The organism is Pseudomonas kribbensis, from assembly GCF_003352185.1.
Lineage (GTDB): Bacteria > Pseudomonadota > Gammaproteobacteria > Pseudomonadales > Pseudomonadaceae > Aquipseudomonas > Aquipseudomonas kribbensis.
The window spans coordinates 1,948,941-1,972,182 of the sequence record NZ_CP029608.1; the positions used below are offsets into that span (position 1 = coordinate 1,948,941).

The 23,242-nt window shown below is 60.6% G+C and carries 17 protein-coding genes and 4 tRNA genes; 14 read left to right on the top strand and 7 right to left on the bottom strand.

The genetic code is table 11. The features are described from left to right. Window position 1 precedes the first annotated feature (1 nt). Window positions 2-3,472, bottom strand: a complete 3,471-nt coding sequence (locus DLD99_RS09100) for a hybrid sensor histidine kinase/response regulator (RefSeq protein ID WP_114881965.1) — start codon at window positions 3,470-3,472, stop codon at window positions 2-4. Window positions 3,473-3,608: 136 nt separating this feature from the next. After that, on the bottom strand, window positions 3,609-4,151 hold the full coding sequence (locus tag DLD99_RS09105; RefSeq protein WP_114881966.1) for a TetR/AcrR family transcriptional regulator: 543 nt from the start codon (window positions 4,149-4,151) through the stop codon (window positions 3,609-3,611). 91 nt (window positions 4,152-4,242) lie between these two features. On the opposite strand from DLD99_RS09105, the gene DLD99_RS09110 reads away from it, so the two are divergent. The 4 genes from DLD99_RS09110 to DLD99_RS09125 all read left to right on the top strand — a co-directional run bounded on the left by DLD99_RS09110 (window position 4,243) and on the right by DLD99_RS09125 (window position 9,024). Beyond that, on the top strand, window positions 4,243-5,430 hold the full coding sequence (locus DLD99_RS09110; protein WP_114881967.1) for an MFS transporter: 1,188 nt from the start codon (window positions 4,243-4,245) through the stop codon (window positions 5,428-5,430). A gap of 52 nt (window positions 5,431-5,482) precedes the next feature. Then, the gene (locus DLD99_RS09115) at window positions 5,483-5,794 is read left to right on the top strand and encodes a cupin domain-containing protein (RefSeq protein WP_085710604.1); all 312 of its coding nucleotides are present in this window, start codon (window positions 5,483-5,485) and stop codon (window positions 5,792-5,794) included. A gap of 105 nt (window positions 5,795-5,899) precedes the next feature. Next, on the top strand, window positions 5,900-7,051 hold the full coding sequence (locus DLD99_RS09120; protein ID WP_114881968.1) for a TDT family transporter: 1,152 nt from the start codon (window positions 5,900-5,902) through the stop codon (window positions 7,049-7,051). A 98-nt stretch (window positions 7,052-7,149) separates the two neighbouring features. Then, a complete protein-coding gene (locus DLD99_RS09125) occupies window positions 7,150-9,024 on the top strand; it encodes an MFS transporter (RefSeq protein ID WP_114881969.1) in 1,875 nt (624 codons plus the stop codon). A 42-nt stretch (window positions 9,025-9,066) separates the two neighbouring features. Here DLD99_RS09125 and sugE read toward each other — a convergent pair whose 3' ends face one another. The 3 genes from sugE to rdgC form a co-directional block, all read right to left on the bottom strand. Then, window positions 9,067-9,381: a quaternary ammonium compound efflux SMR transporter SugE gene (gene sugE / locus DLD99_RS09130; protein ID WP_085732315.1), complete on the bottom strand. Its 315-nt coding sequence runs from the start codon at window positions 9,379-9,381 to the stop codon at window positions 9,067-9,069. 121 nt (window positions 9,382-9,502) lie between these two features. Continuing rightward, on the bottom strand, window positions 9,503-10,468 hold the full coding sequence (locus tag DLD99_RS09135; protein WP_114881970.1) for a bile acid:sodium symporter family protein: 966 nt from the start codon (window positions 10,466-10,468) through the stop codon (window positions 9,503-9,505). Window positions 10,469-10,614: 146 nt separating this feature from the next. Beyond that, a complete protein-coding gene (gene rdgC, locus DLD99_RS09140; protein ID WP_114881971.1) occupies window positions 10,615-11,535 on the bottom strand; it encodes a recombination-associated protein RdgC in 921 nt (306 codons plus the stop codon). Window positions 11,536-11,694: 159 nt separating this feature from the next. Here rdgC and DLD99_RS09145 point away from each other — a divergent pair. From DLD99_RS09145 to DLD99_RS09160, 4 genes are all read left to right on the top strand, one after another. Next, window positions 11,695-11,770 (top strand) — tRNA-Val (locus DLD99_RS09145). A 19-nt stretch (window positions 11,771-11,789) separates the two neighbouring features. After that, window positions 11,790-11,866, top strand: a tRNA-Asp gene (locus DLD99_RS09150). Window positions 11,867-12,056: 190 nt separating this feature from the next. Next, a tRNA-Val gene (locus DLD99_RS09155) sits at window positions 12,057-12,132 on the top strand. Window positions 12,133-12,151: 19 nt separating this feature from the next. Then, window positions 12,152-12,228 (top strand) — tRNA-Asp (locus DLD99_RS09160). A gap of 145 nt (window positions 12,229-12,373) precedes the next feature. Here the strand turns inward: DLD99_RS09160 and DLD99_RS09165 are convergent. Together DLD99_RS09165 and DLD99_RS09170 are read right to left on the bottom strand one after the other, a co-directional pair. After that, window positions 12,374-13,510 carry a catalase family protein gene (locus DLD99_RS09165; RefSeq protein ID WP_114886628.1) on the bottom strand — a complete coding sequence of 379 codons (1,137 nt, stop codon included), beginning with the start codon at window positions 13,508-13,510 and terminating at the stop codon, window positions 12,374-12,376. Window positions 13,511-13,536: 26 nt separating this feature from the next. Next, window positions 13,537-15,345 carry a di-heme-cytochrome C peroxidase gene (locus tag DLD99_RS09170; RefSeq protein WP_114886630.1) on the bottom strand — a complete coding sequence of 603 codons (1,809 nt, stop codon included), beginning with the start codon at window positions 15,343-15,345 and terminating at the stop codon, window positions 13,537-13,539. 270 nt (window positions 15,346-15,615) lie between these two features. On the opposite strand from DLD99_RS09170, the gene bamJ reads away from it, so the two are divergent. The 6 genes from bamJ (at window position 15,616) to DLD99_RS09200 (ending at window position 23,183) form a co-directional block, all read left to right on the top strand. Next, on the top strand, window positions 15,616-16,332 hold the full coding sequence (gene bamJ / locus DLD99_RS09175) for a BamJ family beta-barrel-assembly machinery protein (RefSeq protein WP_114881972.1): 717 nt from the start codon (window positions 15,616-15,618) through the stop codon (window positions 16,330-16,332). A gap of 294 nt (window positions 16,333-16,626) precedes the next feature. Continuing rightward, complete coding sequence (locus DLD99_RS09180; RefSeq protein ID WP_114881973.1) at window positions 16,627-17,082, top strand: YkvA family protein; 456 nt, start codon at window positions 16,627-16,629, stop codon at window positions 17,080-17,082. A gap of 114 nt (window positions 17,083-17,196) precedes the next feature. Continuing rightward, window positions 17,197-17,538 (top strand): helix-turn-helix domain-containing protein, encoded by a 342-nt coding sequence (locus DLD99_RS09185; RefSeq protein ID WP_007950435.1) that lies wholly within the window; start codon window positions 17,197-17,199, stop codon window positions 17,536-17,538. Then, the gene (locus DLD99_RS09190; RefSeq protein WP_003223109.1) at window positions 17,535-17,906 is read left to right on the top strand and encodes a hypothetical protein; all 372 of its coding nucleotides are present in this window, start codon (window positions 17,535-17,537) and stop codon (window positions 17,904-17,906) included. Before DLD99_RS09185 ends, DLD99_RS09190 begins: the two co-directional genes overlap by 4 nt. Beyond that, complete coding sequence (locus tag DLD99_RS09195) at window positions 17,907-18,314, top strand: SEL1-like repeat protein (protein WP_114881974.1); 408 nt, start codon at window positions 17,907-17,909, stop codon at window positions 18,312-18,314. A 225-nt stretch (window positions 18,315-18,539) separates the two neighbouring features. After that, window positions 18,540-23,183, top strand: coding sequence for an RHS repeat protein (locus tag DLD99_RS09200; protein ID WP_114881975.1), 4,644 nt, complete (start codon window positions 18,540-18,542; stop codon window positions 23,181-23,183). The last annotated feature ends 59 nt before the right edge of the window (window positions 23,184-23,242 follow it).

The following is a 23,242-nucleotide window of genomic DNA, read 5'->3' on the forward strand; positions in this document are numbered from 1 at the left end:
TCTAGAGCGGCAAATAGCGACTCAACAACGCCCGCAACGCAGCCGGTTTCACCGGTTTGGCCAGGTAATCCAGCCCCGCTGCATGCACCTGCGCCACGGTTTCCGGATGCCCGTCGGCGCTGATCACCACGCCGGGCACCGGTTCACCCAGGCTTGTACGCAACCAGGCCATCAGATCGGTGCCGGTCTCGCCGTGGTCGAGGTGGAAGTCCACCAGCGCCAGTTGCGGCCGTACGCCATCGCTCAGCAACGCTGCGCACTCCTCGCGGTTGCGCGCCGTCCACACCTGACAACCCCAACGCGTGAGCAGGCTGTTCATGCCGATCAGAATGCTGTCTTCGTTGTCGATGCACAGCACCTGCGCGCCGCTGTGCAGCTTGCCGTTGAGTTCGACCGCCGCGCTCGGCTGTGCAGTCTGCGTCCGCGCCAGCGGCACTCGCACACTGAACACGCTGCCGCGCCCCGGCCATGAACGTACGCGCAAGGTGTGCCCGAGCACCCGGCACAAGCCGTCGGCGATCGCCAGGCCCAGGCCCAGGCCTTTCTCGGCGCGGGTCTGGTGGCTGTCGAGGCGTTTGAACTCTTCGAAAATCACTTGCTGCTTGTCTTCCGGAATCCCCGGCCCGCGATCCCAGACCTCAAGGCAAACCTCGCCCTGTCGCCGACGCACGCCCAGCAACACCGGGCCTTTGGCGTAGCGGAAGGCATTGGTCAGAAAGTTCTGCAGGATCCGCCGCAGCAGCTTTATGTCGCTGTCGATGCGCAAGTGACTGCCGCGCACCCGGAAGCTCAAGCCCTGTTCCTGCGCCAGAACCTTGAACTCGGCACCGAGGGTGTCGAACAGCTCATTGACCGCGAACGGCTTGCGATCCGGGTTGATCTTGCCGTTTTCCAGGCGGGAAATGTCCAGCAGGTCGCTGATCAGGTCTTCGGCCGAACGCAGCGAACTGTCCAGATGTTGCACCAGTTTCTGCGCCTCGCCGCTCAAGCCATCGTCCTGATGGGAGAGGGCGGCGGAGAACAGCCGCGCGGCGTTCAAGGGTTGCATCAAGTCGTGGCTGACCGCCGCGAGGAAGCGGGTTTTCGACTGGTTGGCTGCCTCGGCATTGCCCTTGGCTTCCGTCAGCGCGACGTTGAGTTGCGACAGTTCCTGAGTCCGTTCGCTGACCCGTTGCTCCAGCCCTTCGTTGGCCTCGGTCAGTGCCTGTTCGGCTTCGCGGAACGCGGTGATGTCGGTGAAACTCATGACGAAACCGCCACCGGGCATCGGGTTGCCGATCAGCTCGATCACCCGGCCATTGGGGAACAATCGCTCGGAGGTGTGGGCGCGGCCCTGACGCATCCAGTGCAGACGTCGGGCGACGTGGACTTCCGCTTCGCCGGGGCCGCACAAACCGCGTTCGGCGTTGTAGCGAATGATGTCGGCAATCGGCCGGCCGACGCTGATCAAGCCGTCCGGGTAATTGAACAGCTCCAGATAACGCCGGTTCCAGGCCACCAGTTTCAGCGACTGGTCGACCACGCTGATGCCCTGGGTGATGTTTTCGATGGCGCCTTGCAGCAGCGCGCGGTTGAACTGCAGCACTTCCGAGGCTTCGTCGGCGATCCGGACGACGTCCTCCAACTGCATTTCCCGACCTTCGATGGCGGCTTTTACTACAGCTCGCGTCGAGGACGCGCCGAGGACACCGGCCAGCAAGCGTTCGGTGTGGGCGATCCATTCACCGTCGGCGTTCTGGTTCGGGTTGAAGCCTTTGCCCTGACGGTAGGCGAAGCGGATGAAGCTCTGCCGCGCACGCTCTTCACCGACAAACCGTGCCGCCAGTTGCAGCAAGTCGTCGATCTGCACCGCCAGCATCGAGCGTGCGCTCGGCCGGGCGCTGATTTCCTGACCGATGAAGCGCCCGGCCTGCCAGTGTTCCGAAACCCGGGTCCGCGACAGTACCGAGACCCAAGCGAACAGGGTGAAGTTGCCCGCCAGCGACAGCACCACGCCTTGGGTCAGCGGGGTGATCGGCAGGTTCAGCGGGTTGCTGTGCAGCCAGGCAAGTCCCGGGAATGTCTCCAGCGGCACGCCGAGGCTGCGGGCCGCAATCGGCAGGATCAAAGTGTAGAACCACAGGAACGTGCCGGCGGCGAGACCGGCGAACACACCACGGCGGTTGGCCTGTTTCCAGTACAGCGCGCCGAGCATGGCCGGCGCCAATTGGGTCACAGCGGCGAAGGCGATCTGGCCGATGGTTGCCAGGCTTGCGGTGGAGCCGAGCAGACGATAGCTGACGTAAGCCAGCAACAGAATGACCACGATGCTGACCCGGCGTACCGAAAGCATCCACTGCCGGAACACTTCGAACGGTCGCTCGGCATTGTTGCGCCGCAACAGCCACGGCAACAGCATGTCGTTGGAGACCATGGTCGACAGCGCCACACTTGCCACGATCACCATGCCGGTGGCCGCCGATGCGCCGCCAATGAACGCCAGCATCGCCAGCGCCGGGTGGGCCTGGGCCAGCGGCAGGCTGATGACGAAAGAATCCGGGAGGACGGAGCTGGGCAGCATCATCTGACCGGCCAGCGCGATCGGGACTACGAACAGCGCGGCCAAGGCCAGATAAGTCGGAAACACCCACTTGGCCAGGCGCAGATCCTGCGGGTCGATGTTTTCCACCACGGTGACGTGGAACTGCCGGGGCAGGCAGATGATCGCCATCATTGCCACACCGGTCTGCACCACCATCGACGGCCAGTTGATGGTTTCTTTCCAGTATTCCTCCAGGCGCGGGGCGAGCATCGCCTGATTGAACAGGTCGTCGAAGCCGTCATACAGGCCATAGGTGACGAAGGCGCCGACGGCGAGGAAGGCGAACAGCTTCACCAGCGACTCGAACGCAATCGCCAGCACCATGCCCCGGTGGTGCTCGGTGGCGTCGAGGTTGCGCGTGCCGAAAACGATGGTGAACAGCGCCAGCACCAACGATACGATCAGCGCCGTGTCCTGGGCGCGGGTGCCCATGGCATCGGCGCCGGCGCCGATCAACAGGTTCACGCCGAGGACAATGCCTTTGAGTTGCAAGGCTATATAAGGCAGAACGCCGACCAGACAGATCAGCGCAACCACCACTGCCAACGATTGGGATTTGCCGTAGCGGGCGGCGATGAAGTCGGCAATGGAGGTGATGTTCTCCTGCTTGCTGATCATCACCATTTTTTGCAGGACCCACGGCGCGCCCAGCAACAGCAGGATCGGCCCGAGGTAAATCGGCAGGAATGACCACAGTTGTTCGGCGGCCTGACCGACTGCACCGAAGAACGTCCAGCTGGTGCAATAGACCGCCAGCGACAGGCTGTACACCCAGGCACGCATCCGCGGCGGCAACGGCGCGCTGCGACGGTCGCCGTAGAAGGCGATGGCGAACATGATGGCCATATAGGCCAGGGCGACGGCGGCGATCAGCCCGGTGGACAACGACATGGAGCACTCCCGACAAAATACGACCGGACTCGCGCCCGGCCAGACAGTCTCGCATGTGCGCGGCGGTTAGTCAGTGTCGACCAAGGTCGTGGCGTGGCGGGGTGTCGCAGGCGCAGAACCGGGCGGTTCTGCGCTGTCAGTCTTGACGCAGCGCGATGTCGATCAGCCGGTGCAGTTCTTCGACTTCCAGCGGCGCCACGGCAAACAGAATGCGGAACACCGTCGGCGAAACCACCAGGTTGATCAGGTGATCCACGCTCGGTGGCGCCTGGTCCGGGAAGCGATCGACGATGGTTTGCAACTGATCGGCAATGATCGCGATGCAGAATCCCGGTGTGGCGCTGGCCTGCACGTCACGCATGACATTGCGCCCCGGCTCGGAACTCATTTCGTCCAGATACTGCTCGGCCCAGGCACGGATATCGCCGCGCAGGCTGCCGGTTTCCAGTGGATCGCTTTCAGGACGCAGGCGGGCGAGGGCGACATCGGCGAGCAGCGCCGCCAGATCGCCCCAGCGCCGGTAAATGGTCGAGGGCGTGACCCCGGCCCGCGCGGCAATCTGCGGGACGGTCACACTGGAGCGCTCCTGTTCTTCGAGGAGTGCGCGCACCGCGCCGTGAATCGATTCCTGTACCCGGGCGCTTCGGCCGCCGGGACGGCTACTTTCTTTAATAGGCATGTGCCAGACCTTAACACAAAGAATTTGCTTTAAGCGCAAGTCGGGCGCACACTCCGCAAAAGCAAAAAATTAGCTTTTGCGGAGTGTGCCCATGACCAGCCTTGCTTCCCACCGTTCCAGCCTGTGGTTTCTGGCGATCACCTTACTCAGTTTTCTCGCCGCATCCACCGCGCCGACGCCGTTGTATCACCTGTATCAGGACCACCTGCATTTCTCGGCAGCGGTGCTGACCCTGATTTTCGGCGTTTACGCGCTGAGTCTGCTGGCCGCGTTGCTGACGGTCGGCTCGCTGTCGGATCACCTGGGACGCAAACCGGTGATTTTCACCGCGGTTGTCCTGAACGCTTTGGCGATGTTGCTGTTCATTTATGCCGACAGTGTCGGCTGGCTGATCGGCGCGCGAGTGCTGCAGGGATTTGCCACCGGCATGGCTACCGCCGTGTTGAGCGCGACGTTGCTGGACACTGACCGTCAACAAGGGCCGCTGATCAACAGCGTGGCGCCGCTGCTTGGTATGGCGCTAGGTTCGATGGGCTGCGGTTTGCTGGTGGAATTCGCGCCTGCACCACTGCAACTGACCTATTGGCTGCTGCTCGTGCTGTTTGTGTTGCAGGGCATTTATGTCTGGCGCTTGCCGGAAAGTGTCTCGCCGCAAGCCGGAGCGTGGGCCTCGCTGCGGCCGACCCTGCATGTGCCGGTTCAGGCTCGCTCCACACTCTGGCGCGTGTTGCCGCTGAACACCGCGACCTGGGCGCTCGGCGGTTTTTATGCCTCGCTTGCTCCGTCGCTGGTACGCACTGCGACCGGTTCTACTTCCAATCTGATCGGCGGCGCGACCGTTGCGGCGTTGACCGTGACCGGTGCATTGATGATTTTCACCTTGCGTAATCGCCCAGCCTCCAGAGCCCTGCAACTCGGCGCAAGCCTGCTGCCGGCCGGCATCGTGTTGATGCTGCTGGGCGTGCACAGCGCCAGTCTGTCGTTGTTCTTCTTCGGTACGCTGGTCGCCGGGTGTGGATTCGGCTCCGGGTTTCTGGGGGCGGTGCGCAGTCTGGTGCCGCTGGCGTTGCCCCATGAGCGCGCAGGTTTGATGTCGGCATTCTATGTACTGAGTTACCTGGCGTTCTGTCTGCCGGCGTTGCTGGCCGGGCACTTCACTCACAGCCTTGGCTTGCTTGCGACTACCGATGTGTATGGCGCGGTACTGATCGTACTGGCGGTCGGTGCGCTGTTGATGAGTTTCCGCCCGCAAGCGGTCAAGACCTGCAACGCGCCATAAGCCCGCGTATTCGGTTAGCCTTGGCCAGCCAACTCTTCTCACGGACCGACTCATGAAGATTATCCGCAGCAAGTCCTTCACCGCCGAGCGTGCCTGGGGTGCGCTCGACATCGCCAACATGAACGGCATCACCACGCGCCTGCACTGGACCGATCAGCCGTACAAATGGCACGTCAACGACGGCGAGGAAGTGTTCGTGGTGCTCGACGGTCAGGTGCTCATGCACTACCGCGAAGAGGGTGAAGAAAAGCAGGTGCAGCTCGATGTCGGTGACATCTTCTACGCGTCCGTCGGCACCGAGCATGTTGCCCACCCGCAAGGCGCCGCGCGGATTCTGGTAATCGAGACTGAGGGCAGCGTTTAGGCCTATATCTGCAAAATAGATAACAGTTAGAGAAATTACCCGTTATATAGATATTCGATTCGGTTCTACCATGGACTCAACCTCACCTGAGGACAGGAGTTCATGATGATTTGCCCCAACAGTGCCAAACCCGGTATCAAGCCTTTCAGTCAGCTTCAGCATCCCCGTGAAGTCATCCGCCAATTCACACCGAACTGGTTCGCCGCGACCATGGGAACCGGTGTGCTGGCGTTGGCGCTGGCGCAACTGCCCGTCGCCATCCCGGGACTGCACGCCGTGGCCGAAGGGCTGTGGATGTTCAACATTCTGTTGTTTGTGCTGTTTACCGCTGCCTACGCCGCGCGCTGGATTCTGTTTTTTGATGAAGCGCGGCGGATCTTCGGCCACTCCACGGTTTCGATGTTTTTCGGCACCATTCCCATGGGCCTGGCGACCATCATCAACGGTTTTCTGCTGTTCGGCTTGCCGCGCTGGGGCGAGGGCGTCATTCATCTGGCTGAAGTGCTGTGGTGGCTGGACGTGGCGATGTCGCTGGCCTGCGGTGTGCTGATTCCCTACATGATGTTTACCCGTCAGGAACACAGCATCGATCAGATGACCGCCGTCTGGCTGTTGCCGGTGGTGGCGGCAGAAGTGGCGGCAGCCAGCGGCGGACTGCTCGCGCCGCATCTCGCCGACGCGCACTCGCAACTGGTAGTGCTGACGACCAGCTACGTGCTCTGGGCGTTTTCCCTGCCGGTGGCGTTCAGCATTCTGACCATCCTGCTGTTGCGCATGGCCCTGCACAAACTGCCCCACGAAAACATGGCGGCGTCGAGCTGGCTCGCATTGGGGCCGATCGGCACCGGTGCCCTGGGCATGTTGTTGCTGGGCGGCGATGCGCCAGCGATCTTCGCGGCCAACGGCCTGCCGGGGATCGGTGAAATCGCTTCGGGCCTGGGCCTGGTGGCCGGGATCACGCTCTGGGGTTTTGGGCTGTGGTGGATGTTGATGGCGCTGCTGATCACCGTGCGCTACCTGCGCGACGGCATCCCGTTCAACCTTGGCTGGTGGGGTTTTACCTTCCCGTTGGGCGTGTATTCGCTGGCGACCCTGAAACTCGGCAGCACGCTGAACCTGACTTTCTTCAGCGTGGCCGGTTGTGTGCTGGTGACGTTGCTGGCGGTGATGTGGCTGATCGTCGGCAAGCGCACATTGCAAGGTGCCTGGCGCGGCGAGCTGTTTGTTTCACCGTGCATTGCAGGTTTGAAGAAATAACCTGAAAAGTTTAGGTAAGGTGTGGCCTGGATCGCGGATCGACATTCCAATAAACGTATCCAGGCCACTCGTTACCCAACATCAGGGACACACGGAAGATGAGTCACCCCTCACAGTTCAACCTGCTGCGTACCCGGCGCTTCCTGCCGTTCTTCATCACCCAGTCGCTGGGCGCGTTCAACGACAACGTGTTCAAGCAATCGCTGATCCTCGCCATTCTCTATCGGCTGACCATCGAAGGTGACCGCTCGATCTGGGTCAACCTGTGTGCGCTGCTGTTTATTCTGCCGTTCTTCCTGTTTTCGGCGCTGGCCGGACAGTTCGGCGAAAAGTTCGCCAAAGATGCGCTGATCCGTCTGATCAAACTGGCGGAAATCGCCATCATGGCCGTGGGTTCCGTCGGTTTCCTGTTCGATCACCTGTCGCTGATGCTGGTGGCGCTGTTCGCCATGGGTACGCACTCGGCGCTGTTCGGGCCGGTGAAGTACTCGATCCTGCCGCAGGCCTTGCACGAGGATGAGCTGGTCGGCGGCAACGGTCTGGTGGAGATGGGCACGTTCCTCGCGATCCTCGCCGGCACAATCGGCGCCGGGGTCATCATGTCCTCGTCGCACTATGCGCCGCTGGTGTCGACCGCGATTGTCGGCATCGCCGCACTCGGTTACCTCGCCAGCCGCAGCATTCCCCGGGCGGCGGCCGCCTCGCCGGAAATGCGCCTGAACTGGAATATTTTCAGCCAGTCCTGGGCCACGCTGAAACTCGGTCTGGGCCAGACGCCCGCGGTGTCGCGCTCGATTGTCGGCAACTCGTGGTTCTGGTTTGTCGGGGCGATTTATCTGACACAGATCCCGGCTTATGCCAAGGAATGGATGCACGGCGACGAAACCGTGGTGACCCTGATTCTCACGGTGTTTTCGGTCGGCATCGCCCTCGGTTCGATGCTTTGCGAGAAGCTTTCCGGGCGCAAGGTCGAGATCGGTCTGGTGCCGTTCGGCTCGTTCGGCCTGACGGTTTTCGGGCTGCTGTTGTGGTGGCATTCCGGTGGAATTCCGGAGAGTGCCGTTGGCCACAGCTGGACTGAAGTGCTGGGCTTCGGTCACGCCTGGGCGGTACTGGTCGACATCCTCGGCCTTGGCATCTTTGGCGGTTTCTACATCGTGCCGCTGTATGCGCTGATCCAGTCGCGCACCGCCGAGAACGAGCGGGCGCGAGTGATCGCCGCCAACAACATTCTCAACGCACTGTTCATGGTGATTTCGGCCATCGTCTCCATCGTGTTGCTGAGCGTGGTCAAACTGTCGATTCCGCAGTTGTTCCTGGTGGTGTCGCTACTGAACATCGGCGTCAACGCCTACATCTTCAAGATCGTCCCCGAGTTCAGCATGCGCTTCATGATCTGGCTGCTCAGCCATTCCATGTACCGCGTCGAGCATCGCAACCTTGAAGCGATTCCCGATGAGGGCGCGGCGTTGCTGGTGTGCAACCACGTATCCTTCGTCGATGCCTTGCTGATTGGCGGCGCGGTGCGTCGGCCGATTCGCTTTGTCATGTACTACAAGATCTACAACCTGGCGGTGCTGAACTTTATCTTCCGCACGGCGGGGACCATTCCTATCGCCGGACGCCAGGAAGACATCCAGATCTACGAAAAGGCCTTCACCCGGATTGCCCAGTATCTGAAGGACGGTGAGCTTGTCTGCATCTTCCCGGAAGGCAAGTTGACCGCCGATGGCGAGATCAACGAGTTCAAGGGTGGGCTGACGCGGATTCTCGAAGAGACACCGGTGCCGGTAATTCCGCTGGCGTTGCAAGGGTTGTGGGGGAGTTTCTTCAGTCGCGATCCCAATAAAGGGCTGTTTCACCGCTTGTGGTCGCGGGTGACGCTGGTGGCGGGTTCGCCGGTCGCCGTTGAAGCGGCGCAACCTGCGGAGTTGCAAGCGTTGGTCGGGGAGTTGCGCGGGACTGTCAGGTAGTAGTTTAGAAAGCCGCCATCCCCGAAGGATGGCGGCAACGGCTCAGGCGCTGACCTTGAGCCCGATCAAACCGGTGATGATCAGTGCAACGCTGGCCAGCCGAATCAATGCCATCGACTCGCCAAACAGAATGATCCCGGCAATCACCGTGCCCACGGCACCGACGCCAGTCCAGATCGCATAAGCCGTGCCCAGCGGCAGTTCCTTCATCGCCAGGCCCAGCAGGCCAAGGCTGACTGCCATGGCTGCGACGGTGAGAACGGTCGGAAGTGGACGGCTGAAGCCATCGGTGTATTTCAGGCCGACGGCCCAGCCGACTTCGAACAGGCCGGCGAAAAACAGAATGATCCAGGACATGAAAGACCTCCATCGATTGACGGGGCCGTCCCCTGATTGAAAACTCGATTGAGCCGCAGGGTCGTCCCCGCGTGGCGCACATACTACCTAAAAATGTGCGCCGGGGATCAATGGGGATCAGTCAGTCGGCAGTCTGCCGAGCCAAAGCCTCACGATCTTCCTTCTCGCTCATCCGGCGGAAATACGTCGAAAGCAGCGCCCCGGAAATGTTGTGCCACACACTGAACAGCGCACTCGGGACCGCCGCCAATGGCGAAAAGTGCGCACTGGCCAACGCAGCACCCAGCCCCGAGTTCTGCATCCCGACCTCCAGCGCCAGCGATTTGCGCTGGGCCAGCGGCAAGCCGAACAGGCGTCCAGTGAAATAACCCAGCAAGTAGCCGAAGCTGTTGTGCAGCATCACCACGGCCATGATCAGCAGGCCGGATTCGGCGATTTTCGCCTGACTGGCAGCCACCACGGCGGCGACGATGATCACGATGCTGACCACCGATACCAACGGCAACACTTCCACCGCATGTCGGACCTTTTCACCGAGTACACGTTGCGCCACCACGCCCAGGATGATCGGCAGCAGCACCACTTGCAGAATCGACCAGAACAATTCCATGAACGAAACCGGCAACCAGGCCGAGGCTAGCAGCCAGATTAGAGCCGGCGTCAGCAGTGGGGCGAGGAGGGTGGTGACGGCTGCGATGGCTACCGACAGCGCCAGATCGCCCCGGGCCAGCCAGGTCATGACGTTCGAGGACGTGCCACTCGGACAGCAACCGACCAGAATCACCCCGACGGCGATTTCCGGCGGCAGGTGAAAGATCTGACAAAGCAACCACGCCATCCCCGGCATGATCACGAAATGGGCAACCACGCCCAGTGCCACGCGCCATGGATGGCGGGCGACGGCGGCGAAGTCGTCGAGTTTGAGGGTCAGGCCCATGCCGAACATCACCAGCCCGAGCAGCGGCACGATTGCGCCTTTCAGGTTAAGGAACCACGCCGGTTGCAGAAAGGCGACCACGGCGAAAATCAGAACCCAGTAAGCGAAGGTATTGCCGACAAAACGACTCAGTGCAGCCAGTGCGCGCATGGCCTGTTCCTTATTATTGATAGAACCCCGGAAACCAATGTGGGAGCGAGCCTGCTCGCGATGACGGCGTTACAGTCGACAAAAATGTTGAATGTACCGACCTCATCGCGAGCAGGCTCGCTCCCACAGTTTTACATCAGCCGACTTTAAATCCCCTGCGGCGTCTCTTCACCACCCAGTGCTTCAACCAGCGCCGGCAGGAAGTCGCCGAACGTCAGCATCATCAGGGTGAAGCTGGCGTCCAGTTGGCCGAGGGCCTCGTCGCCGCCGTCCTGTTCCGCCTGATCCTGCAACAGATCTTCGAACTTCAGGCGTTTGACGGTCATCTTGTCGTCGAGCATGAACGACAGTTTGTCCTGCCAGGCCAGCGACAGTTGAGTCACCACTTTGCCGGTGCTCAGGTGCAGCTGGATTTCTTCGCTGGTCAGGTCCTGACGTTTGCAGCGCACGATGCCGCCATCTTCGTGGGTGTCTCGCAGTTCGCACTCGTCCAGCACGAAGAAGTCCGGAGCGGCTTGCTGGGTGGTGACCCATTCGGTCATCACGGCGGTCGGCGCGGTTTTCACGGTCAGCGGGCGAACCGGCAGGCTGCCGATCACTTCACGCAGGGTGGAGAGCAGGTCTTCGGCGCGTTTCGGGCTGGCCGAGTTGACCAGGATCAGGCCCTGTTTCGGCGCGATGGCAGCGAAAGTCGACGAGCGACGAATAAAGGCGCGCGGCAGGAACGCCTGGATGATTTCATCCTTGATCTGATCGCGTTCCTTCTTATAGACCTTGCGCATCTGCTCGGCTTCGATCTCTTCGACTTTCTCCTTCACCGCGTCACGCACGACGCTGCCCGGCAGAATGCGTTCTTCTTTACGGGCGGAGATCAGCAGGAAATCACCGCTGACGTGCACCAGTGGGGCATCTTCGCCCTTGCCGAACGGCGCGACGAAACCGTAGGTGGTCAACTCCTGGCTTGCACATGGACGCGCCAGTTTGGTGGCCAGTGCAGTTTCCAGCGCCTCGGCATCGACAGGCAGGTCTTGGGTCAGGCGATAGATAAGCAGGTTCTTGAACCACATGGGGTGAGTCTCTCCTTTATACAAAGGGGGGCATTATTGTCTTCGCCGGGTCATAGGCCAACCCTTCTCTAAGCCTTTGGAAGGCCTGAGAAAATTATTTAAAAAAGTGCTTGCCAGAGGTTGGGTCGCTCCGTAGAATGCGCGCCACACCGAAGCGAAGGGTGATTAGCTCAGCTGGGAGAGCGTCTGCCTTACAAGCAGAATGTCGGCGGTTCGATCCCGTCATCACCCACCATTCGTTTCAAGTGTTTAGCGCAGCGGTAGTTCAGTCGGTTAGAATACCGGCCTGTCACGCCGGGGGTCGCGGGTTCGAGTCCCGTCCGCTGCGCCATATTCGGTAACCTGGAACACTGAACGCCAGGTCACCACGGAAGAACCCGCCAAGGCGGGTTTTTTTCTGCCTCGAGTTGTACATGCGGAATGTGTCGTTTCACCGGTTTTCGGATTTATTTGAAAAAAACTTCAATTAAATCAACACTTTACGAAAACTTGTGGCATAATGCGTCCCGTAACGAAGCGAAGGGTGATTAGCTCAGCTGGGAGAGCGTCTGCCTTACAAGCAGAATGTCGGCGGTTCGATCCCGTCATCACCCACCATTCGTTTCAAGCGTTTCGCGCAGCGGTAGTTCAGTCGGTTAGAATACCGGCCTGTCACGCCGGGGGTCGCGGGTTCGAGTCCCGTCCGCTGCGCCATATTCGGTAACCTGGAACACTGAACGCCAGGTCACCACGGAAAGCCCGCCCAGTGCGGGCTTTTTGCTGTCTGGCGATTGGCTTTTTGCTCGTCCGGGCATGAAAAAAGCGACCTGCGGGTCGCTTTTTTCGTTTTTGCGGTTTGTTACTGGCTGGCGTTGCGGCTATGCCGGTAATCACTCACCGCTTCATACACCGCCTTGCGCAGGCGATTGATCCCGCCAATCGGGCGATGGGCCTCGATTCCGAACCATGGATTGAACGACAGGTTGTCGCATTGCAGGTTTAGCGCCGGGGTGTCGAAGTCCTGCGGGGGCAGGGTGATTCTGGCTACGGTCTGGAACGAACTGTCCTGTTCGCGCCACTCGATGCTGGTGTCTTCGATCGGCATGTACTTGTTCGCGTCCTGACGCTGGATCTGCAACACAAAACACGCGGGCACCCGATCCGTGGACAGTTGCTGATTCAGCGCACTGCGCAGGAAATTCGGCAGATCCTGGTTTTGCTTCGGCAGCGTGTAGGTCGGGCAGTTGTCCGGATCCGGCATTACCCGGAACTTCGCATTGGCCTCGCCGAACTTGTAGGGCGATACAGAAAAGTAGGTCGTACGCGTCGGGCTCTCTGGCGGTGGAGAAAGCGTTGCCAACGCAATGAACAAATGCCTGATCTGCCAGTTTCGTGGGTCCCAGCCCGGAAAGAATGCCATGACCTTTTTGCCGTCAGCCTGCGCCGCCACATTCTGACGATATTCAGCGACATCGCTGACAAAGAAATTCGGATGGCTGAACATCACGAAATCCTGCTCGTGCAAGCCCTGGCGGTCACCCAGCAACTGTTTGCCCGGCACATCGAGCAATTTGATCGCCATGCCCCGGGCATCGCGGATACTGTCGAACTGTGGGTAGGCATTGCCGTTGGACAGACGCATCGTCGCCTGCCAAATCTTGCCCGGCTCGTTGAACACACCGCGCCGCAGATCCTGAGCCAGCTCCGGCAATACTTGCACGTCCGCCTTCACACAACCGTGGGCCTTGGCATGGGCGTCGCGCAGAAAACGCGTGCTTTCCCGGTGCTGGTCGACAATTCGCACAGCGGTCTGGATCACGTCCTGCGTCATGGACGCTTCGCCATCTGGAATCTGCTCCAGTGCCGATACCGGTCCCCGGTGCTGCCAGGCAAACCAGGCAGTGGCCAAAGCCCAGCCGATCAGGCCGATCACCAGCAGAAACAGCAGGGTTTTGCCCAGCAACCGCCCCAGCCACAACCAGAAACGTGCCAGCATCGATGGCTTCTTGAACGAATTGAAGATCATGGCAATTGCGCCTCCAGCGGGCCGCCCAGCACTTTCAGATATTCCAGCAGCGCCCAGCGCTCCTCAGGCTGCAGCAACCGCCCGATGACCCCGTTACCACGCTCGCCGGCGCGGAATTCATGGCCGCTGTTGTGGTTGCCGGTGATGCGTGTGTCGAACAGGAAAGCGTTGGTAAAGGCTTCGGTGCGATATCCCAGATGCCGAGGGTCGTATTCCAGAGTGCCTTTGTAGAACGTGGTGGCGCGTTCATCCTGCGGCGACAGCAGTTGATACAGGCTCGGCACCGAGCCGTTGTGCAGGAACGGCGGCGTGGCCCACACGCCAGCGAGCGGACGAGCCTTGTAGGCGACCTTCTCGCGCACGCCGATAGGCAGACCGAAGCCGTCGAGTTCTGGTTTTTCCTCCGGTGTGACGCCCGCTTCACGATAAGCGCGGTTTTCAACGAATGCCGTCACGTAAGCCAGGCCCTTGGCCACGGATAACTGGCTGAGATCGAGCGGTTCTTTGGGCGTGGGATGCAGTTTCACGTCCATTTTCTCCAGTTCCGCCGGATTCCATTGCAGCGCCGTCAGGTCGAAACGGTGGTTGGCGATGTTGTTGGCCGCGTTCGGATCGGTTCCGATGACATCCACCGGCAGCATGTGCAGATGCTGGATCCAGCGTTCGCCTTCCTGCGTCACCCGTGGGACGTGGCAACCCGCACAGTTTTCGGCAAACAGGGCTCGCCCCCTGGCCGCCAGTGGTTTGTCGACTTTGCCAAACAGTTCTTCTGGCCAGGCGGGTGGCTGAAGTTTTTGCAGGGTTTCTTCGATCTTGTGCAGATCGCGCACGCGCACGCTCGATGCGTAACGTTCATCACCCTGCAGCGGCTGGCCGTTGGCGTCGAAGAAATTCAGGGTCGCGCCAACCCCCAGAGCCTCGCCAATGTTGCGCGCCATCGGTTGCTGCGCCGAGCCGTTCCATTGCACCCAGTCAAAGGTCCACATGTCCCACAGTTGCGGGTAATCCACGGGAGCGTTGGCCACGCGGTAATTGCTCGGGGAAATCGCGTCGCCGAAGGTCGCGTTGGCGATTCGTCCGAATGCATCGGTGCGGCCAGGACCTTCCTCGGTGGGATAGAGGCCGCGATGGGTGTCGTTCCACGCCACTTTGAGGAATGTATTCAGCGATCCTTTGAAGTCTTTGCGCAGTTGTTCGTGGCGCGCGTCGTATTCTTTGCCGAGAACGGTGCGGGCGAACCGCTCGAATTTCCATGGGTTGTAGTAAGTGGAAGCCAGACTGGCGACCAGGGCCTGTCCGAAACTGCCTCCGCGCAATGTAGGAACGCTGGAGGGCAACACGTGCTGCGCCGAGCCGCCGTCGATGCGCACGGCCTGGCCATTGAGATGCAGTTCACCGGTGTGGCAGGCGGCGCAGGTGATGTCCAGATATTGCTCAGCGCTGCCCGGATTCTGATGTCGGGTGAAACCCACCGGCAGATTCCCCGGGTTGTTCGGCGTGGCTTTTTGCTGCGGATCGACCAGAAAACCGAAGCGTGCGAGGTATTCCGGGGACGCGAAACGTTGCTGCGAGAACGGCAGTTCCAGAGCCTGGAACCACTCATAACGCAGCCCTTTGACCTGGGTGCCTTGCGGCGTGAAGTAATAGGTCTGGCGCTCTTGCTCAGTCCACTGGTTCAGGTAGTGCACCTGTTTTGCAGGCGCGGGGAAGGGCATTTTCGGACTGGCGACATAGTAGAGAACCACCGTCAGGACCAGTCCCAGCAGTACCACGATCAGCATCAGTACACGGAATAAGAGGCGCAAGATGAACATCCTTGTCGAGTTGTTGCGCAGTTATGCCTGAGCCGAGTCGTGTGCGGCAAGTGGCCATTACGCCAAGTGTTGTGGGAAGGGGCATCGGTCACTGTCAGGGCAAGATGACAGAAGCTTCATCATGGCTTTGCCCAAATGCTTTTTAATCCCTGAACTTATCGGAAGATTCCTGCTCTCATGCCGGTAGCCATTGGTCGTGGCGGCCTGATAAGCTCGCGGCTTTACTCGATTGCCCTTTCGGCGCATGAACAAGGAAATAGCATGAAACAGCATCGGTTGGCGGCGGCGGTTGCCCTGGTTAGCCTGGTCCTCGCGGGTTGTGATTCGCAGACCAGCGTAGAGCTGAAAACCCCGGCGCAAAAAGCTTCCTACGGTATCGGCCTGAACATGGGCAAGAGCCTTGCTCAGGAAGGCATGGATGATCTGGACTCCAAAGCGGTAGCCCAGGGCATCGAAGATGCCGTCGGCAAGAAAGAACAGAAGCTGAAAGATGAAGATCTGGTCGAAGCCTTCGCTGCACTGCAAAAGCGTGCCGAAGAGCGCATGGCCAAGATGAGCGAAGAGTCGGCAGCTGCCGGCAAGAAATTCCTCGAAGAAAACGGCAAGAAATCCACCGTGACCACCACCGCTTCCGGTCTGCAGTACGAAGTGGTCCAGAAAGCCGACGGCCCACAGCCCAAGCCTACCGACGTAGTGACCGTTCACTACACTGGCAAGCTGATCAACGGTACCGTATTCGACAGCTCCGTCGAGCGCGGCAGCCCGATCGATCTGCCGGTCAGCGGTGTGATCCCGGGTTGGGTCGAAGGTCTGCAACTGATGCACGTTGGCGAGAAGTACAAGCTGTACATCCCTAGCGACCTGGCTTACGGCGCCCAATCGCCAAGCCCGGCGATCCCGGCCAACTCGGTTCTGGTTTTCGACCTGGAACTGCTGGCCATCAAGGATCCAGCCAAGGAAGACGCCGCCGCCAAGTAATTGGCCCCGGTTTCGACAACAACGCCTCGCTAATGCGGGGCGTTGTTGCATCTGGTCGACGCCCGGCGTAAACAGAGCGAACCGACAGGCGCCACGACAGTCCTAGACTTTGTGGCTGCCCGCGCTAGACGCCCTGAGCCGCCAAGTCAATGAAATATTGGGGTTTTTTATGTGAGTAAAAAACGCCCGATCTGAGCGCAGCCCTTATGAACCGGGGCTCTCAGCGTTGAAATGCAGCTCTGTTCACAAGGTTATCCACAATTTGTGTGGATAACATTTCAACGGGAGAAATAGATGAAAGCTCCATGGAATTTCGCCCGGTTCCTGCCATTGGCCGGACGACTCCTGGCTCGTGGCCGCTTGCCGACACTGTTGTTTGCCGTGGCCAGCAAAGGCGCCGCCCAGGGCAATCGTCTCGGCAAGCTGAAGGATGACCTTCGATTGCTCCAGGCGCTGTGCTTGGCGTACTGGCGTGGCGAGTATCGCGCGATCAGTCCCAAGGCCATGATTTCGGTCGTTGCGGGCCTGATGTACTTCCTCAGTCCGGTGGATGCGATCCCGGATTTCATTCCCGTTTTCGGCATGCTCGATGACATCGCCGTCCTTGCCTGGGTCATGAAAACCCTCGACGACGAGCTCAGTGCGTTCCGTTTGTGGCGCCAACGGCAGGCGCCGGAAAAGCTAAGAGTTGTCGAGCGACTGCCCGATACACCCGAACAGCTTCAGCTTCAGGGCCCGAAAAAGTCCTGAATCGCGACAGCCTCTTATACAGATAGATACCCCCCACGACCTTGGCCGCTGTTAGGATTACACTTCTAGGGAAAAGTGCCGACTCGCTAAGTGTTGTTGTCCTACGGGGTAGTCATGGATATTCAGATAATTGCACGCGATGGCGAACCCGAATATGCGGTTCTGCCATGGGCTCAGTATCAGGCTCTACTGAAAGCAGCAGGCATTAACGAAGCACCGTCGCAACCGGCTCCAGCGCCGCTTGCGGCCACACCGGACCCGATTCTTCCAGGTCTGGATCAATTACGCAGTTTGCGCGAAGGGAAGGGCATCGCCATCGAGGCGCTCGCCCGCACGGTAGGCATCAGCCCGTCTTACCTGGCCATGATCGAAAGCGGTGAGCGTCTGCCCGACGCTGCGATTCGCCGCAGCCTGGCCTGGGAATTGACGGTGCCAGGGTGGAGGGAACAATCGTGAGCGTACGCATCAGTCGTCAACATTGGGACGGATTGCTGGGGGAGCTGGACCAGGCGCGCAGGCAGCGCCATCTTCTGACTTATCGAGCCTTGCTCGAACGTCTGCAACTGCCGACGCCGGCGATGCAGACCCTGACCGCTGCACTGGAGCATCTGGCTGCGCTGGACGCGAAAGCCGAACAACCGTTGCGCAGTTCGCTGGTGATCAGCCAGGGCGCCAGTCGCCTGCCACGCACCGGTTTCTTTGAGTGTGTCGAGCGTCTGGGGCGATTTTCCGGCCCGTCCGATGGTGTTGCCGCCGCCTCATGGCATGCCTCGGAAGTGGTGCGGGTCTTTGAGTACGAGTACCCGGAATCGGCGGAGGCCTGAGTGTTTTTACGACTCAAGGCGCGGGCAAGTTACTGGCTGGCCCGCAGGCTGTTTCACTGGGCATGGTTTGTCCGTCAGCCCCGAGGCTGGCGTTGGCTCGAAGGGCAATTTGCGCGAATGGCCAACCTGGGCGATGTCGGCGCGCAGAGCTTCTACGGGCACATCCTGACGTTTCGCGGTGTTGGCCTGGGGGCGCGTGAGGAGGGTGTCCGGTTGCTGCGGCTGGCGGCGCTGGCCGGGGATGGCAAGGCCGCGTATCAAGTCGGTGTCATCAGTCTTGCCGGTACACCGAGCAAGGCTCCGGACCCTTCGGAAGCCGCTCGCTGGTGGACCATGGCCGCGAAGGCCGGGCATCCGTTGGCCGAACTCAAATTGAAAGAGCTGGCCGGCCGGGACTTTTCTTCGTAAACAAGTCATCTGTTCCGTGAGCGGGGCGTGAGGGAAACCTCCCGCCCCGTTTTTGCGTCTGCTGTTCGATAAAGATCAGTTACAGACTTCTCCTACATCTTTCGCCTACTCGCCTGACTTCTTTTCTGTTTGATCCCCCGCAAAGTCCCTCGCCTGATTTCTGCGCGAGGGAACGCCCATGTTCGACCCGGTTTTTCATTTCGTCATGCGCATGGGAATGCGTTGATGGAAGCCATCACCCGCATCGAGCAGGAGCTCGACAGCTTTCCCCGCACCCTCGATCTCTATCGCGAACAACTCAGGCACTGGTTGAGTCGCTCGGCAGACAGCATCAGCCATGCAGCCGATCTGCCGTCGCTGATGGGGATGGAGCGGATCATCCGTTTCGGCGAACACAGCACGGCGGTCGCCATTGACGACAAACGTTTCTCTTCGGCCGTCGTGCAATGCCCGGAAACAGGGCGGATGGAGATCGAGAGCAAGTTCGAGTCGGTGTACGACATTCCATTGGGCGACATCGCTGTCGATGTGGTGGCGGTGGATAGCGGCGAGGTCAAGTCCGTCACACTCGATGCTCAGGGCAAGGGTTTGTTCACCGGTGAGCCGGGCAAGTTCTATCGGGTGGTGGTGCACGGCGGCGCCAGCGAGCAACAGGTTGATGAGCTTTTCGAGTCTTACGATGGCCTGACCCAACAGCTGGATAGCTGGCTGCGCAGTGAGTGGCAGGGCTTCAAGCCGCAGTGGTCGCAGTCAGTGGCGACGGCGGCGGGTAATGGCCTGCTGACCGGGAGCTGGGCGGCGATCCAGGGGGTATGGGACAGCATCGGGTTGCTGTCGGAGATTCTCCAGGATCCTCTTCAGTTTGCAGGCCGGCTGGGAGACAGCGCGACGGCGTTGGCCGATTTCGCGCAGTCGATGCCGGAGAAAATGGAGCAGCTCCAGCTTCTCGTCAGTGACGAAGCGGCGCTGTGTCTGTTGCTGCGCACGGCCAGTCTGTGGCTCGAGATGCTGCCGCCTGGCGAACTCGCGGGGAAAACCGCCGAGGCCGTCTCGATGGTGGTGGTGCAACTGCTGATCGATGTGTTGATCGGCGTTGTGCTGACCTTCGTTGGTGCCGGGGCGGGGATTGCGTATCTGACCTTGCGCCTGGTGGATCGTGGCGCTCAGTTGTTGTCGGCGGTGACGCGTCTGATGAAGGCGATGTTCGGCATCGTCAGCACCTTCATCGGCTACGTGAACCAATACAAATCCGTTGCCGCACGGGGTATCGCCGCCGGGGTGAACAAGGGCCGCATGCAATTGCGCTGGGATGCCAAACGCAACGCTTCCCTGAAAAAAGATGAGCATCACGACGACAAGCCTGATCAGGCGAAGAACCCCAACGGCGACAGCGCCGACTGTGTACCCCGGACCTGCACCAACGGCTGTCCGGTGTCGATGGTCACCGGCGAAGAGCTGCTGACCCTGACTGACGGTGTGCTTGATGGATTGTTGCCGTTCGAGTTCAGCCGGTTGTATCGCACCAGCGCAGTCGAGATCGATGTCGGGTTGGGGTTTGGCTGGAGTCATTCGCTGGCGCATCGGCTGGAGGTCGAGGGCGATGGCGTGGTCTGGGTTGACCATGAGAACCGGCGCACGCGGTTTCCGTTGCCGAGTGTCGAGCGGCCGGCGATTCACAATAGTTTGTCGCGGGCGGCGATCTTTCTCGGGGATGAGCCGGAGGAACTGATCGTTGCGCTGGCGGGTGAGGCGGCGCGGTTTTATCACTTTCGGGGCGGGCGTCTGACGGTTGTCAGCGATGCGTATGGCAACCGGCTGCGTATTGCGCGTGATCGTCTGGATCGGGTTGAGCGCCTCGACAACGGGGCTGGTCGCTCGCTGCTGTTGCGTTACGAGCGGGCGCATCTGGTCGCGGTCGATTATCAGGTTTTTTCTGAGGCTGCCTGGCGCACCGAGCAGACGCTGGTCAGCTACCGCTTTGATGCCCGTCATCGGTTGATCGAAGCGACCAACGCCGTCGGCGAGAGCGAGCGTTACGACTACGACGATGCCCACGTCATCCTGCAGCGGCAGTTGACGGGCGGCGCGAGCTTTTACTGGGAGTGGGAGCGTTCCGGCAAGGCGGCACGTTGCGTGCGGCACTGGGCGTCGTTTTCGCAGATGGACACGCGTTACGTCTGGGATGACGCCGGCAGCGTCACGGTGCGCTACGTCGATGGTCGTGAAGAGGTTTACGTCCACGACGACACGGCGCGGCTGGTGCGTCAGGTCGCGGCTGACGGGGGTGAGCAGCTCAAGGCCTACGACGCGCAGGGCCGACTGGTCGCCGAGCAGGATGCGCTGGGGGCGGTCACCGAGTACCGCTATGACGACGCCGGACGGCTGATCGCGCTGATTCCGCCGGACGATACGCCGACGTCCTACGAGTACCGCAACGGTTTCCTGCACCGCCGTAGCCGGGGCGACGCGGAGTGGACCTACCGGCGCAATGCCCAGGGCGACGTCACCGAGGCGGTCGATCCCGACGGCCATGTCACCCATTACCACTACGACCCGCAGGGGCGGTTGCTGTCGATCCGTTATCCGGACAGTGGCCGGCATGTGTTCGTGTGGAACGACCTCGGGCAACTGGTCGAGGAAAGCCTGCCCGACGGCGGGGTTCGGAAGTTTTCCTACGATGCCTTGGGGCGACGGATCACTGCGCAGGACGAACATGCCGCGATCACCCGCCATGTGTGGGATGCCGTTGGCCGGCTGATCCAGACCACCTCGCCGAATGGCGCCACCCGCGCCTGGTCCTACAGCGCCTACGGCCAGATCACCGCCGAACGCGATGAGTTGGGGCGCATCACCCGCTACGAGTATGACGACGACCTGCACCTGGTCAGCCGGCGGATCAACCCCGACGGCACGCGGCTGCAATACCGCTACGACCATGCGCAGCTGTTGCTCACGGAGATCGAGAACGAGTCCGGGGAAAAGTACCTTCTGGACTACACGCCCACCGGATTGATCCGACAGGAAACCGGTTTTGATGGTCGACGTACCGCGTATGCCTACGACCGCAACGGTCATCTGCTGGAGAAGACCGAGTACGGTGATGACGGCTCGACGCTGGTCACCGGCTACCAACGTGATGCTGCCGGACGCCTGCTGCGCAAGACCCTGCCGGACGGGGTTGAGGTCAGCTATCGCTATGACCGTTTGGGCCGTTTGGTCGGTGTGGATGACGGCCAGGATCACCCACTGGCCTTCGAATACGACCTGCAGGACCGACTGGTGCGCGAGCATCAGGGCTGGGGCACGCTGCGTTACACCTACGACGCCTGCGGCCAACTGACCCGCCTGCGTCTGCCGGACAACAGCAAGCTCGACTACCACTACGCCAAGGGCGGCGCGCTGACCGCGATCGACCTTAATGGCGCCTTGCTCACCCGCCACGTCTACCTGAACGGTCGCGAACAGCAGCGCCAGCAAGGTTTGCTGCTCAGCGAATATGCCTACGACGAACAAGGACGGTTGCTGTCCCACGCCGTAGGCCATCAGCGCAGTGCGGTGTACCGCCGCGACTTTGCCTACAGCGCCAACGGCAACCTCGAACACATCGCCGACACCCGCCACGGCCAGCGCAGCTACCAGTACGACGCCCTCGACCGGCTGATCCGCGTGCGCCACACCCGCGACGATCTGCCGGAAAACTTCGCCCACGACCCGGCCGGCAACCTGCTGCTGCAAGATCGGCCCGGCCCGACCAGCATCAAAGGCAACCGCCTGCTGATGCAGGGCGACCGCCACTACGACTACGACGCCTTCGGCAACCTGATCCGCGAACGCCGCGGCCGCGCCCAACAACTCGTCACTGCATACCGCTACGACAGCCAGCACCGCCTGATCGGCCTCACTCGTCCCGACGGCACCAGCGCCACCTACCAATACGACGCCTTCGGACGGCGCATCCGCAAGACCGTCGACGGCCAGACCACCGAATTCTTCTGGCAAGGCGACCACCTGATCGCCGAAAGCAGCCCGACCCAACACCGCAGCTTCATCTACGAACCCGGCACCTTTCGCCCGCTGGCGATGCTCGACGGCCAAGGCCCGAAACGCGCCTGCCCGTTCTACTACCAGCTCGACCACCTCGGCACCCCGCAGGAACTGACCGATTACAGCGGCGAGATCGTCTGGTCAGCCAAATACAGCGCCTACGGCAAGGTCACCTCGCTGGAACTGGCGACCGAGGACTACCTCGACCAGCCGCTGCGCTTTCAGGGGCAGTATTTCGATGCGGAAAGCGGGTTGCATTACAACCGGCATCGGTATTACGACCCGGACGTTGGACGGTACCTGACGCCGGATCCGGTGAAGCTGGCGGGTGGGTTGAACCAGTACCGGTACGTGCCGAATCCGACGGGGTGGGTGGATCCGTTGGGGTTGAGTTGTAACTGTCCAGGAGACATTTCTGCTGAGGGGCCTTATAGCGAAATTGTTCCAGGTGGGGGCTTAGAGGCTCACGAGTCTCGAGGTGGGCATGCTATTGCGAGACATGTAGATAGGTCGGAGGCTCAACTCAGAGCTAGGCTAGCGGCCGAGCCGAACATACCTATTGCGTCAACATTTATAAATAGGTCGGAAGCTGAAGCTGCACTCTCGAATGTCATTAGAAACAACAAGGTGACAATTGATAATTTTTTGCAGGGTAATGCAAGCAAACTTGTAATTAATGAACAGGTGTCTACTCCTGCTGGGGTGGGTGTAGTGAGACAAAGCGGAAGGTTGGAACCTTTGTCTAGTATTAGATTGGTGTTGCGGCGAGATGCAGCTTCACCGCTTGGATACTTCATTTTGACGGGATTTGTAAATGACAATTGAAAATTTTCCTAGCCTGCTTCAGTTTCTCGGGGCCTATTTTCATGAGGACTGGATGTGCG